This window comes from Bacillus sp. JJ1122 (assembly GCF_036964885.1).
Classification (GTDB): Bacteria; Bacillota; Bacilli; order Bacillales; family Cytobacillaceae; genus Mesobacillus.
This window is the reverse complement of the sequence record NZ_JBALQL010000026.1, coordinates 136,366-150,391: the sequence shown is the minus strand read 5'-3', so window position 1 is coordinate 150,391 and position 14,026 is coordinate 136,366. Positions and strand designations below refer to the sequence as shown.

13 protein-coding genes are annotated in these 14,026 nt (G+C 38.2%); 8 read left to right on the top strand and 5 right to left on the bottom strand.

Annotated features, from left to right (window positions below; genetic code table 11):
- Positions 1-132 precede the first annotated feature (132 nt).
- Positions 133-2,250, bottom strand: a complete 2,118-nt coding sequence (locus V7201_RS16305) for a transglycosylase domain-containing protein (protein WP_335377811.1) — start codon at positions 2,248-2,250, stop codon at positions 133-135.
- 235 nt (positions 2,251-2,485) lie between these two features.
- Here V7201_RS16305 and V7201_RS16300 point away from each other — a divergent pair, with 235 nt between their 5' ends.
- From V7201_RS16300 to V7201_RS16290, 3 genes are all read left to right on the top strand, one after another.
- Positions 2,486-3,019: an RNA polymerase sigma factor gene (locus tag V7201_RS16300; protein WP_335377810.1), complete on the top strand. Its 534-nt coding sequence runs from the start codon at positions 2,486-2,488 to the stop codon at positions 3,017-3,019.
- The gene (locus tag V7201_RS16295) at positions 3,006-4,514 is read left to right on the top strand and encodes a hypothetical protein (RefSeq protein ID WP_335377809.1); all 1,509 of its coding nucleotides are present in this window, start codon (positions 3,006-3,008) and stop codon (positions 4,512-4,514) included. The genes V7201_RS16300 and V7201_RS16295 overlap by 14 nt, the downstream gene beginning before the upstream one ends.
- Before the next feature lie 306 nt (positions 4,515-4,820).
- The gene (locus tag V7201_RS16290) at positions 4,821-5,390 is read left to right on the top strand and encodes a GNAT family N-acetyltransferase (RefSeq protein ID WP_335377808.1); all 570 of its coding nucleotides are present in this window, start codon (positions 4,821-4,823) and stop codon (positions 5,388-5,390) included.
- A 51-nt stretch (positions 5,391-5,441) separates the two neighbouring features.
- Here the strand turns inward: V7201_RS16290 and V7201_RS16285 are convergent, their stop codons facing one another.
- Positions 5,442-6,113, bottom strand: a complete 672-nt coding sequence (locus V7201_RS16285) for a DUF4352 domain-containing protein (protein WP_335377807.1) — start codon at positions 6,111-6,113, stop codon at positions 5,442-5,444.
- Positions 6,114-6,181: 68 nt separating this feature from the next.
- Positions 6,182-7,567 (bottom strand): alkaline phosphatase, encoded by a 1,386-nt coding sequence (locus V7201_RS16280; protein WP_335377806.1) that lies wholly within the window; start codon positions 7,565-7,567, stop codon positions 6,182-6,184.
- Positions 7,568-8,235: 668 nt separating this feature from the next.
- On the opposite strand from V7201_RS16280, the gene V7201_RS16275 reads away from it, so the two are divergent.
- The 3 genes from V7201_RS16275 (at position 8,236) to V7201_RS16265 (ending at position 10,577) form a co-directional block, all read left to right on the top strand.
- Complete coding sequence (locus tag V7201_RS16275; protein ID WP_335377805.1) at positions 8,236-9,174, top strand: magnesium transporter CorA family protein; 939 nt, start codon at positions 8,236-8,238, stop codon at positions 9,172-9,174.
- Between the two features lie 100 nt (positions 9,175-9,274).
- Positions 9,275-10,405, top strand: coding sequence for a stage II sporulation protein P (gene spoIIP / locus V7201_RS16270; RefSeq protein ID WP_335377804.1), 1,131 nt, complete (start codon positions 9,275-9,277; stop codon positions 10,403-10,405).
- Complete coding sequence (locus V7201_RS16265) at positions 10,398-10,577, top strand: hypothetical protein (RefSeq protein WP_335377803.1); 180 nt, start codon at positions 10,398-10,400, stop codon at positions 10,575-10,577. The genes spoIIP and V7201_RS16265 overlap by 8 nt, the downstream gene beginning before the upstream one ends.
- Before the next feature lie 71 nt (positions 10,578-10,648).
- On the opposite strand, the gene corA is transcribed toward V7201_RS16265, so the two are convergent.
- Positions 10,649-11,599 (bottom strand): magnesium/cobalt transporter CorA, encoded by a 951-nt coding sequence (corA, locus tag V7201_RS16260; RefSeq protein ID WP_335377802.1) that lies wholly within the window; start codon positions 11,597-11,599, stop codon positions 10,649-10,651.
- A gap of 415 nt (positions 11,600-12,014) precedes the next feature.
- Here corA and V7201_RS16255 point away from each other — a divergent pair, with 415 nt between their 5' ends.
- Entirely contained in the window at positions 12,015-12,398 is a 384-nt protein-coding gene (locus V7201_RS16255; RefSeq protein ID WP_335377801.1) for a VOC family protein, read from the top strand.
- A gap of 189 nt (positions 12,399-12,587) precedes the next feature.
- A complete protein-coding gene (locus V7201_RS16250) occupies positions 12,588-13,139 on the top strand; it encodes a GNAT family N-acetyltransferase (protein ID WP_335377800.1) in 552 nt (183 codons plus the stop codon).
- Between the two features lie 136 nt (positions 13,140-13,275).
- Here V7201_RS16250 and V7201_RS16245 read toward each other — a convergent pair.
- Positions 13,276-14,026: hypothetical protein (locus V7201_RS16245; protein WP_438825062.1), on the bottom strand; the 751-nt coding region annotated here is incomplete at its 5' end.

Here is a 14,026-nt window from a genome sequence, read left to right as displayed (position 1 = left end):
CAGAAACTGGAAAAAAAGGTCACCAATAGCCCTAATTCTTCTCCAAACAAAAAAAGACTGTAGACAGGCTCGATTTTTATCGAGCCTGTCTACAGTCTAAGAGCAGCCAAAAATGGCTGCTCTTTCTCAATTCTATTGCCCTTGCCAATCCCTTAATTTGTCTATGACCTTAGCGCCAGCCTTGCCGGCGTCTTCTTGCATTTGTTCTAAAACTTTCTTCCATTTTGGCGCTTCATCTCTTAATCGGTCTTCAACCTGGCCTGCCCGCTCCTTTAATTCCTTTTCAAGCTTAGACGCTTTTTCTCTGATTGCTTGTTCTGTTTCTTTATAATCAATCGTTTTGCCAGATATGCGAGTGTTTACAGATTCGACATCGAATTCCTCAGGTTTGATATGTGGTACGGATTCTTCCATAATTGAACGGAAAATCTTAACAACATCCTTTGAACTGCTGCTTGACAGATAATGTTCACGATCTGTCTTATCATAACCGAGCCACACTGCACCAACCAAGTTTGGTGTATAGCCAACAAACCATTGATCTTTTGTTCCGTTAATGTCTGCGTAAGGAAGCTGCGTAGAACCCGTTTTTCCTGCGATTTGGGCATCATTTAACTTTGTACCTTTTCCAGTACCAGTCTCCACAACATTCAGAAGCATCGAAGTCATTTCGTTTGCTACTCCTTTTGATGTGACCCTTGTTGTAGAGCCGTCATGCTCAGCAATGATCTTGCCAGTAGGACCAACTATCTTTGTTATCAAGTGAGCATCATGCCGCTTACCCCCATTTGGAAAAACGGAATAAGCTTCAGCCATTTGAAGAGGGGAGACACCATTATGCATTCCGCCTAAAGCCAGCGCCAGATTCTGGTCTTCTTTTTCAACCTTGATTCCAAACCTTCGTACTGAATCAATTCCCTTTTCGAGGCCGATTTCATTTAACAGCCAGACCGCAGGGAGATTGATTGACTTCTCAATCGCCTTATACATCGGGACTTCTCCCTGGTATGTGTCAGAGAAGTTTTTTGGACTGTAGTTCTTAAAACTCATCTTCTTGTCTACTAGCATTGAATCGTAGTCATAGCCTTCCTCAAGGGCAGGTGTATAAACGGCCAGCGGTTTCATCGTTGATCCCGGCTGGGCCTTTAAGTGAGTAGCCCTGTTGAAACCTCGAAACACTTTTTCCCCACGGCCGCCAACCAATGCACGTACACCACCGTTAGCTGGGTCAAGTAATACCGAGCCGCTTTGTACAAGCACATCACTTGCACGATCTGGAAACAGATAGTCCTTGGTATACACATTATCAAGACCAGTTTGAAGATTTTGATCCAATTCTGTGTAAATACGGTAGGCCCTCGTCATAATTTCATCCTGCGTCAAGCCGTATCTGCTTGTCGCTTCATCGAGAACTGCGTCAACATAAGATGGATACTTACGATCTGCGAGGCTTCCACCGCCATCTTCAAGTTCGATTTTCTCTTTTTTAGCTTTTTTATATTCTTCATCAGAAATCATGCCTTGCTCTTTCATTTTAGCTAAAACGACGTTCCTGCGTTTCATTGCACCATCATAATTATTGTACGGATCTAGTGCTGAAGGAGCATGAAGAAGGCCGGCAAGCATCGCACCTTCACTGATCGTTACATCCTTAACATCCTTGGCGAAGTACTTTTTGCTTGCGTTATTAATACCAAAAGCCCCGCTGCCGAAATATACCTGGTTCAAATACATTTCAATGATTTCTTCCTTTGTATATACCTTTTCAAGTTCGACAGCTAAAAATAATTCTTCTACCTTGCGCTTATAAGTTCGTTCAGGTGAAAGCAGTGCGTTTTTAGTTAACTGCTGAGTAAGCGTACTGCCGCCGCCGGTTATCCTGCCTGCGAATAAATTGCCAAAGAAGGCACGGGCAATACCTTTAATATCAAAACCACCATGCTTATAAAAACGTTCGTCTTCAATCGCAACGACTGCATTCGGTACATATTCAGGAATTTCTTTAATTGAAATTCCGCCAGTCCTATTTGTCGCAAGCTTGCTTGCTTCATCGCCGTCTTTGTCATAAAGGACAGTTGCCTGGCTAAGTCCATCCTTTAATGATTGGACATTGGCTCTGCTTGCAATGAAGGCAAACCATAGAATGGAAAGTAGGATAAAAACTAATAAGATCAATAACAAAATTTGTGTTAGGTGGCGTCTCTTCCAAAATCGGACAATAGCCTCCCAAAACCGCTTTAATAACTGCATAGTCGTTCTCCTTTTAAAATGAAGCTTTTGTGTAGTTTTCTCTGCTGGTAAAATAAGGTTAGGAACCGAATTTATCTTTATATTATAAATGATTTTCCCGTTTCAGCAAAAGCGGAAGCCTTTCTGCCAAATGCAGCTTTGATTATTAGTATTTGTAAGAAAAAGAAAAAAATTAAAATAAAACTGAAACAAAATATGAAGTTGAGCGACTTATTACGGAATGGGGGAGTGATACGTGGAAGACAACAGGCTTAATATAAATAAAATTTATGAATGTTATCATCGGGATGTCTATCATTTCGCGCTATATTATACAAATAACAAACAGGAAGCCGAAGATATTACACAAGAAACATTCGTAAAAATCATGAAGTCGATTTCAAGCTTAAAGGAACCAGAAAAGCTAAAAACCTGGATTCTTTCTATTGCAAGAAATACTGCAATGGATTTGCACCGAAAAAGGAAGTTTGTAAGCCTGTTTCCTGAATGGGTTTTCGATAAGGAGAAAGACTCCGTAACACCAGAAGAATTGCTGATTCAAAAAGGCGAATGGACGGAACTTCAGAACGCTTTGTTAAAACTAAAACATCAGTACAGGACCGTTGTTATCTTACGGGGGTTAAAGGAACTTAGCATCAAAGAAACTGCAGAGATCCTTGGCTGCAGTGAGTCGAAGGTTCGTGTGGATTACCATCGGGCCCTGCAGCATTTGAAAAAGCAGATATTAAAAGATGAAGAAGGGTGGGGATTGAAAGATGGACAATCGTAAACACGCGTCGTTTGACCAAAAATTCCTCGCGCCTTTGAAGAACAGACCAGACATTGAGCCAGATGAGAACTTTGTAGAAAAGCTCCGGACTGAAATCACCGAGGGACAAAATAAACTAGAACAGAACATTAAACCTAAATGGCAATGGCCGATTCTTGTGCCAATGGCAATGACCGTAATCATATTCTCAGTTTTAACAGCATCATTCATAGGGTTGAATACAAATCAAGAAGAATCGAAGGTTGCTGATAAAACAGAAGTAATTAGTGAAGATAACAATAAAGACGAAAATGTTAATGAAAAGGAACGAAATATTGATCAATTAATAGCTCATAATGACGCATACCAAACCATTTATCAACAAGTGGTTAAAGTTGTTGGCGCTCAAACACCTGCACAGGAGCTCATTTACTATTTCAATGCTTTAGAAAAGGGAGACCAGGACTATCTTAAAGAAAAACTAATCTTTGAATTTTATGACCAGCCTGTTGAGGAAGTTATTAAGTACTATCAAAATGCAGATTTTTCAACTCTGGCATTAGAAACCGTTTATCCAGATGAAAACGATACTTTAATTGTTAGTTACTCCTATATTGAATCAGAAACGGGCAAAAAGGTAAGAAGGCGCTTATTAATTCAAAACTGGGACTCAAAGGACCTAAAAATTAGTGATGCAGTATCTCCAGCTGATCTCAATGAGGAAAAAGATCAATTGGTGAAGGAAAAGGTGGCTTTTATAGAAAAGGCTTTCAAAATTGGTTTATCAAAGGACGCAGTTAAAGAGATATTTGGTACAGAATTTAACGAGTATGAAAATACGGATGCAGAAGATGGCACAAAGATATATTGGACTTATCAATATTTGGTCGAGCCAGGAACAATCAGCAACCTTGATCAAGATTTCATGGTGGACTTTCCAAATCTTATTAACCAAAAAATCGGCGTCCTATTTTCAATTGGCTGGTCACCAGAAAATAAAGCATTGAAAATGTCCATCTTCTATACTCAAGAAGGAAGAGTGATGATAAAGACTTTAAGACCAGACGGAACGATGACAGAAACGGAACAAAAAGCAGGGGAAATCCTCTATGACACTACAGCATTCCAGCTGACAGAAGAGGAAAAAACTGCTTATAACTTCTTTAAACTTGATCATGATCTCGATAACTTGAAAAACTTATCTCCAATAAGTATTGCAAAGCTATACGTACAGGCAGGTATTGATGGAGATGCAGAAACGGAATATGCATTATATACGACAAGACCAGAATACGTTATGTGGTCAAAAGAAGAGCATATTAAATTCAGCGAAAGCGACCGGACAACTTCTGCACAAAAACTGTCTGCTCTTGGTGGCATCCAGAATGGAAAGTTTGTTAAAACAAGCGATTTTGAAGGATATATAAGCTTTGAAAATGCAAATGGATCTCAAGGGTTCAGGATGATAAAGGATCCAGATGGCATATGGAAGGTGGCTTTTATGGCAATTCAATAAAAAAGTCAGGAGGAAAGGAATGAAAAAAACTCATCAGTGGGTAAGGATTGTTTACTTTTCTTCATGAATACACATGACCAATTATATTGGACTTATGAGTTGAAGTTAATATAATGGTAAAAATTAAAATTGGGTTCGGGAAAAGAAAATTCCGAACCTCTATTTTTTGTAAAAAAGTTAACATAATAATATTATGTCAACTTAAAATAAGGAATTCTTTATTCCCGTTCATCTCCAATGGTAATTATTGCATATTTGCAGATTGTTAAGCTATTATAATTTAAAGATCATTGGGGGTGCATTCATATGGAAGTCTCAGAGATTTATAGTGACTTACCGATACTAGAGACAGATAGACTTTTACTCAGGAAAATTACTGTTGAAGATGCAGAGGACATGTTTGTATATGGTTCAGATCCAGAGGTATCAAGATATGTAACTTGGAACCAGCATCAAACACTGATGGATACGAAAGAATTTATCGATTTTATCTTAGACCAGTATGAGGCTGGGAGAATTGCCCCTTGGGGAATACAGTACAAAGAAACAGGAAGATTAATCGGTACGATAGACTTCGTCTCATGGAATACACATCATCAATTTGCTGAAATTGGCTATGTCATTGCCCGCGAGTATTGGGGAAAAGGGGTTACAACAGAAGCAGCGAAAGAACTGATCAGATTCGGTTTCGAAAAAATGAATTTAGTCCGTATTCAGGCAAGATGTTTTGTTGAAAATATCGGATCCGAGAGAGTAATGGAGAAGGCTGGAATGAGCTTTGAAGGCATTATTAGGAAAGGGATGCTCATCAAAGGGAAACACTGGGATTTGAAGATGTATTCCATTATCCAGGAAGAGTATGTGTCTATAAAATAACATTATACTCACCTAAAAGAATAATGGCATGGATATTAATATCCATGCCGTTTAAAATTTCACTGTTATCACTTTTTCTTTATTTAATTCTTTTTTATTGTTATCTATAACCTTACTTGTGGTGATGTTAAAGGTTTTGATATCTGATTTTTCAATAATGAACCCCAGGTTACCTGCTTTTTTTTCTCCAGGTTCGAATGGACCATTCAGTTCTTCCAGGTAGATTTCTTCTTCCCAGGTTCTTTGCTCACCAAGGTCTGTATCTATTTGAGCAATTGGAGCGAAGTTCAATGATTGATCAGAAGTGTTCTCGACTTCTACGAAAACTTTTACAAAATCAAACTTCTCCTCATGAGTGTAGCTGTGATAAAAGTCCACCATACTATATGAAGGGCGATAATGAATGACTTTTGCTTCTTTAATCGTCAATTCCAATGGTCCAACCTTAACTTTATCTCCTAACTTTTTATAAGCAATTAATTCGACATCGCCTTTTTCATCAGACACAGTATTGCCCACCACGACTAGCTGGCGATCATCTGTTACCTGAGGATTTGGGACATACTCACTGGCTTCCTTTCTGGAAGGAGGACTTTTCTCTTCAGATTGATTTGTTAGAGGATTTGCACTTTGTTTTTGATCCGAGGTCTCCTTTTGATCCTTTTCCTGAGTACAACCTGTAAGGGACGTGAAAATCAGCAAAACAATAAAAAAATTTCTCATATGACACCTACCAGCCTGAATTAAACAAGTTTCCCCTGCCGGTGAGGGAAGGGGAAACTTGTTTAAAGTTATTTGTCTTCAATTACAATTTCTTTATTTCCTTTTTCCAATAAGCTGAAAACATGCTTGGCTAGATCAGTGTTTTCAATCTTTCCAGCAAGGCGCTCTCTGCTTGGACCAAAAGCATAAACGTTAACATCTTCACCTGTATGCCCGCTTGTTGTCCAGCCTGTATTTGATCGTTTGTTTATGATCGCTTCAATCGCATTATCAATCTCAAGCACTTTTTTTGATTCAGCTGCCTTTTTGACTGAATTGATTTCATCGTCTGTTAAATCAAGGTCGATGTACTTTTTAAGCGTATCTTCCACATCCGCATTTCCTGCAATCTCTTTTGCTATGAAGTCAGGGGTTCTTTTGAAGGATTTGATTGGTTCAGTAAACCAGTTGTAGATGCCATCTGCACCGATCGTAAATCCACCGGTAGAGTGGTCAGCAGTTGCGATGACAAGGGTATGCTTATCCTTCTTGGCAAATTCAACAGCTGCTTTGAAAGCCTTTTCATAATCTTCCATTTCGCTCATAGCACCCACTATATCATTATCATGGGAAGCCCAGTCGATCTGGCTGCCTTCAACCATCAGAAAGAAGCCATCTTTGTCTCTATTAAGTCTTTGAATTGCTGAATTTGTCATATCTTCAAGAGAAGGATGATCTTCAGTACGGTCGATCATTTTTGGAAGTTCTCTTGGAGCAAAAAGACCTAGGATTTTCCCATTTTTGTCTTTTTGCATCTTATCTTTAGTTGAAGCAAAACTATACCCATCTTTCTTAAATTCCTCGATAAGATTTCTGTCGGTCCGGTCAAAAAGATCGGCTCCTCCGCCTAAAAGAACATCAATCTTATGCTGGCCATTAATCAATTCATTATAATAGTCATCTGCTATTGCATTCATATTTTTGCGATGTACGTCATGTGCACCAAATGATGCGGGTGTAGCGTGAGTAATTTCAGAGGTAGCAACAAGTCCTGTTGCTTTACCTTTTTCTTTTGCGGTTTCTAAAACCGTTTTAACTTCCGACTCGTCATTATCAACGGCAATAGCTGCATTATATGTTTTTACACCAGCAGACATAGCTGTTGCGGAGGATGCGGAGTCTGTAATATTCTGCTCAGGATCCTCTGCATAGGTGGACTGTTGACCGACAAGATATTTATCGAACTCTGTCTTCTCTGCATACTTTGTGCTTGGATCATCCTTTAAATACCTGTAGGCAGAGGTATGAGCAGGCCCCATACCATCCCCAATCATGAAAATAACATTTTTAATTTCAGGACCATCGTGATGATGTTTCCCTTTAGCTTCAGCGGTAAAAGTACCCGCCAGGCTTCCTATCGCCAATGAAGAAATGACTGCAAAAGGTATAAGCTTTTTTTTAAGGTTCTTCTGCATTTTCTTATCCCCTCCAATTGCTAGATTTCAAGATTCATTATAGTATATTTTTAGAAAATTTCATTTTTTAACAAAGATTTACATTCTATTTAATGGGGCAGTGTATGAGATTATTTACATAGCAGGATACGCATAGTAGAACTATTGAATTATCTATCGGAAGCTCAAATGAAAATATTTGTAGAGTGATAGTATTGGAAAAATCGACGAGAGAGTAAAAATTCATAACATTCATGACAAAAGATGTGTTTTTTAGAATAGAAAAATCAAAGTTAAAATCCGCCCGAAATTCCAAATGAAGGAGTTAGGTATTGATACAATCTTAAAGAAGGAAGTTGGTTATTTGTGCTAATATTTCATATTACGTCATGGCGAAAAAACTCGGCTGTATAAAATATTTACAGATAGGAACTGATGTCCAGTATCTGTCTTTTTTTAAAAGTAGTTTTGAAGGAAAATAAGATTGTACTTTTAAGCAAGCAGGGGTAAGATGTAAGAGGTGAAAAAAGAGAGGAGTTGGTATTGTTGGGTTATTCAATAGAGCCTGATCCCGAAAGGCGCGGGGAAGTCGATCATCTCTTAGAATTGATATTATTGAATGCTGCAAGACTATCAACTCTTGTAAAAGGTAGTTGGCTTCCTCAATAAGAAATGAGGAGGTTGGTAGAATGCTTGAGATTTTTAAAAGCAATGAAGCGAGGCAGTTGGAATCGGTAGAGGAGATTTCCAAAGGCTGCTGGGTGAACATGGTACACCCAATTGAAGAAGAAATCACAAGGGTAGCTAATGAAACTGGTATTGCTATCGATTTCATCCGTGACGCACTTGATGATGAAGAGCGGCCGAGGATCGAAAAAGAAGATGGCAATGTTTACATCATTGTCGACTATCCATACATTACGCACGATGAATCTGGGTTTCCAATATACGAAACGATTCCAGTCGGCATTGTTCTGACTACAGGCTGCATTATTACAGTGTCCTTAAAAGAGACACCGGTATTAAATGAATTTAAAAGCAATAGAGTGAAGGAATTCTTCACCTTTAAAAAGACAAGGTTTGCGCTGCAAATCCTATATGTCATTTCCATCTATTATTTACGCTATTTGAAACAGATCAATAAAAAGACTAATGAAATAGAACGAGAGCTCCATCAGTCAATGAAGAATAAAGAATTGTACGCTTTCCTGGCACTGGAAAAGAGTCTTGTGTACTTTACGACTTCCTTGAAGTCCAATAAGGTTGTACTGGCGAAAATCATGCGTTTCAATTACTTGAAAATGTATGAGGAAGATAAGGATCTTCTTGAGGATGTCATTATCGAAAATACACAGGCGATTGAAATGGCTGAAACTTACAGCTCCATTTTAAGCGGGATGATGGACGCGTTTGCTTCTATCATTTCAAACAATCTTAACATGGTCATGAAATTTTTGACATCCATTACAATTATTCTTTCCTTCCCGACCATGGTTGCCAGTTTTTTTGGCATGAATGTCAACTTGCCATTCCAGCATCATCCCATGGCTTTCTTTTTCGCCCTGAGCCTAGCGGTTTTCCTTGCTGGATTAACAGCATTCGTTTTTTGGAAAAAGAAATATTTTTAATATTGAACTGCGTCTGGACATCCATGTCCAGGCGTTTTTTAGTCTAAAAATCTCTCTATTAACATATTCATTTGGTAAGCAAAATGATTAGGGTGATGCGATGAGTACCATTTTATTCAATATTTATAAGAAGATGGTGAGCGGTTTAATCATCATTGTTTGTATCTTTAGTTTGTTTCTGGTTGCTGGATTTATTTCATCGTCAAATATTACATTTTTTAAATTCAAGGTAAATGGAAATATTGGAGCCGATATATTCCTTAGGATTATCAGCTATGAAAACCCATTGATTGGACATGCATTATCAGGAGCTAATCCCGATTTTTCTGTCATTTCAACAGGTTTTAAGCTTATTACGAATATTGAAATGAATGACCTGAGGAGCCTGGTAAGGAGTGAAATTCCTGGGTTCATGTCTTTTGATTCGAACTTCCTGATAGCGGATGAAGGTGTTGATTTTACAGATATACCGAACGAATCAGCTCCACCTATGGATGTTTTGCTGCAGGAAAGAAACATGGCTGCTAATGAATTGAAGGAGCTGAACAGTGGCAATGGGCCAACTGGTGCTCCTCCTTCTGAAAAAACCGTCTTCATCTATCACACACATAGCTGGGAATCTTATTTGCCATTACTCGGGCTAGACGGAGCAGAGAATGAGAACGATGCGGTGGATGGTAAAACAAATATCACCATAGTAGGAGAGCTGCTAGGGAAGGAGTTAGAGAGAAGGGGAATAGGTGCAACAGTTGATAAGACAAATATTGGCCAGGAGCTGAATAAAAAGGGATGGCTTTCCCCAAAATCTTATGATGTCTCTAGAACTTTAGTTAAAAGTGCGATGGCTGCTAACGATCGACTGGAATATTTCATCGACCTGCACCGTGACTCTTTCAGAAAAGATTCCACAACTGCACTCATCAACAATAAACCATATGCAAAACTTGTTTTTGTCATAGGAGAAGAAAATAAGAACTTTCAGCGAAACGTAAAATTTGCCAATGAACTGCATCAGTTTCTGAATAAAAATTATCCTGGTATAAGCAAAGGCGTTTTGCCTAAAAAAGGGATAGGTGTAGACGGAGTTTACAATCAGGACCTAAGCGGAAACTCATTAGTTGTCGAAGTAGGCGGTGTGGATAATAATATGAAGGAGTTAAAAAATACCGTAGAAGCATTAGCAGAAGCGATCAGCCAAATCTATTGGAAGGCTGAAAAAGTAAATGGCTAATAATCTTGAAAAGTATTTTTGGCTGATTTTGATGAGTGCAACTACATTAATGTCCTATTTATTTTTTACCCTGACAGTTACGATTGCTTTTTTCCTGGCAGGACTTGCTTTGGTTTGTAAAAGTCTGATTGACGACTATTTAGAAGTGAACGAAGATGGGACTAGTGAGTAAACTTCACCCCAAAAAACCATTGAGGTGCCGTGGAAGGCACCTGCAATGGTTTTTCATTTTACAGCTTTCTACTATTTAAACCAGCCCTTTTTCCTGAACCATAAAAACATTGTAAGACCAATGATAGACATCGTGAACAATGCACCGAAATAGCCATATTCCCAGCTGAGTTCAGGCATATTTTCAAAATTCATTCCATAGATTCCAGCAATGAAGGTAAGAGGCATGAAAATCGTTGTGATTACGGTAAGAACTTTCATAACCCTATTTGTTTCATGTGAATTCATGGAAAGGTAACTGTCCCGAATATCAGTCGTAAGTTCGCGGCTGGCCTCAACTTTTTCTCCCAATCTTAATAAATGATCATGAATATCATTAAAGTATTCCTTTCTGGCCAAAATATCTGCCAGCCTGTGAGAATTGATCATCCGATAAACAAGGTCACGCATAGGAGTAATTGTATGCCTTAATGATAACAGCTCATGCCTCGTATCAAATAAATCTTCAAGTAATTCTTCCATTGACCGTCCAGACGAATTTTCATCAATCTCATTTAATAAATCCTCGATCTTATACACAAGAGGAAAGTAATTATCTACAATCTTATCTATAACATGATAAAGGACAAGCGAAGGATCCCAGTTATCAGGCGTTCCAGTCAGTTCCAGCCTGCTCCATACATCATCGATTTCGCGATTCATTTCCATATGAAAGGTAATGATGTAATTTGTGCCCAAAAATAAATCGACCTCTTCTTTATTCATTGAATCAGCGTTAAGTGCCTGAACAACAAAAAAGTTATAATCATCGTAATAATCGAGCTTTGGCCGTTGGAGCGTGTGTATGCAATCCTCGATCGCCAAAGGATGGAACCTGAGCGGCTCTTTCAGAAATTCTATTTCATCTGGAGTGGGCTCACTAAAGTCAATCCAGTACCAGCGATAATCGCCTGATATCAATTCAGGTATACTCATGCCAGTCCTTATTTCATTGGACTGGTTAATTGCAATGCTTCTGATCATATCGTCTCCTGATAAGCTTTTTCTTTTTATCTTATAAAAATTTGCCAAGAATGAACAGCAAGAGCCACTGGGGAATCTTGATCATTTAACAGATATTCTGCCAACATGAAGTTACTACAATAAGATAAATGGAAATATAATATCGAGAAAAAAGGGGTTGATGGAAATACTGAACAATGCTATTTTCAGCAATGAGTTCCATTTTTCTGAAACATTAATTTTTTCATTGTAAATATGGAAACCGTGTCGTTTTTTTTTTCAAGACCCTGTTCTTTGTTTTTAGAGGAATAAACGAAGGTAAATCATGTTAACTATTGGTATTATAATTAAGAAGGAACTCCTTCACGGATTTTACATTATTGTTTCCAGAAATTAACCTATCAATGCAACTAATTGCTAATAAAGGAGGAAATAAATGCTGCATCACATAGAAATGAATGTTTCGGACTTAAGCAAAACGACTAAATTTTGGGAATGGTTTCTATCTGAATTGAATTATAAAAAATTTCAAAAGTGGGATAGAGGGATAAGCTGGAAATTTGAAAATACATACCTTGTCTTCGTTCAAACAGAAGAGAGATTTCTTGAAGCTGGATATCACAGGTCACAAATAGGATTGAATCACCTTGCATTTCATGCGCAGTCAAGAGACAAAGTGGACGATATAACACGGAAACTAAAAAATATGGGCATTCCCATCCTTTATATGGACAAGCATCCTTTCGCAGGTGGTGCAGATCACTATGCGGTATTTTTTGAAGATCCTGATCGTATAAAAGTAGAGCTGGTTGCTCCATAAAATACAAGTCGCATTCTATCATAGGGAATAACCCTAATATCCAGAAGATATCTATAGACTTTACATGATCACTTTGTTCTTGAGTTAAATCGCGACATTCATTTTATCAGAGCTTTTCTATGGAAATACCATACTAAAATCTTCCACTATAAGGTATAATCTATTAAAAATTCGAAATGGGGAACATGGATGTTTTCATTTAAAGTCGATGAAGAAATCGAAATTGAATTAATGCAACAGCATCACAAGGAAGAATTATATGCATTGATCGATCATAATCGTGATCATCTTAGGAAATGGCTGCTATGGGTGGATAAAAGAAAAGCTGCTGAAGACCTTGAACCAATCATCCCCATTTGGATTAGAAATTACGCTGATAATAATGGCTTTGATGCGGGTATTCGGTATAATGGGAATTTAGTAGGGATGATAGGACTTCACTACATCGACTGGAAAAACAAGAGTACGAGCATTGGCTACTTTTTGTCAGAAAATGCACAGGGTAAGGGCATCATCTCAAGATCAATTTCTTCCTTATTGGATTACTTATTCACTAAAATGAAACTGAATCGGGTTCAAATTCAATGTGCCGTTAATAACACCAAAAGTAAGGCAATCCCCGAAAAGTTAGGTTTCTGTTCTGAAGGTGTCACAAGGGATGGGCAATGGTTATATGACCACTTTGAGGACCTTATTACATACAGTTTATTAGCAGTAGACTGGCAAAATAAAAAGAGGTAAACGTCCGCCACTTGACGAGTTTACTTTGAAAATTCTAGTTCAAGAAATTCTAATAGAACGCGTAATTGCTTCATAAAGGAAAAGGGCACGGATATTTTTACTTTTTCGTGCCCTGTTAATCGAAATTATCTTCTCACTATTTTTTCTTCATTCCATGTTTTCGCTGACATTGGAATTTTTCCGGAAATTGCTTTTTTATCCCTCTTGATAAAGTGTCTGCAAATTTTACCATGTGATCTTCCCCCTGGTCATAGGCAGTAATATCTGCACCCCAGTCTTTCTTCAATCTTGCCGTTACTTGATCAGTAACAAATTGCAGATGAATGTACAAAGCTTCTTTTAGTTCTTTTTCATTATAATTTGGGTTTGCACTGCTAAGGAATTTAGCTATATCATCCGCATTTTTGTACCATTCAGTATTATATTTTTTAAAATTTGCCTGATCACCAGTTTTCGCGGCTACAACCAATTTTCCAGCAATGGCGATATGATCCTTTAATAGGGATCCTAACTTATTTCCTGCTTTATCACCGTAGTACGGTTTGATGGCATTTCCGATGTCCTCTTGATTTTTCATTAGTCGGGCTAGTACTTGATCCTGATCCTCCACGCCAGCCAGGTTGCTTTTAACATAATCCCTCGTCCACATCACGTGGTCAATCCAAAGCTTTCTCATCCCGCCCTTTAATTGTGCAACTGCGTGCCAGTTACAATGCTGATGAGCTCTTTCGTTTCCCTCAGCATTTGCTGTGATTTGGGGAAGCCCGATACCAATGGCCATTATTATCACGATCACTTGCAAAAATAGTTTTCTCACGATATCTTCTCCTTTATGGTTAGGCTCTGTTAAACAAGACTGTTGATTTTCGTTCCAGGCGCTTCGCTTT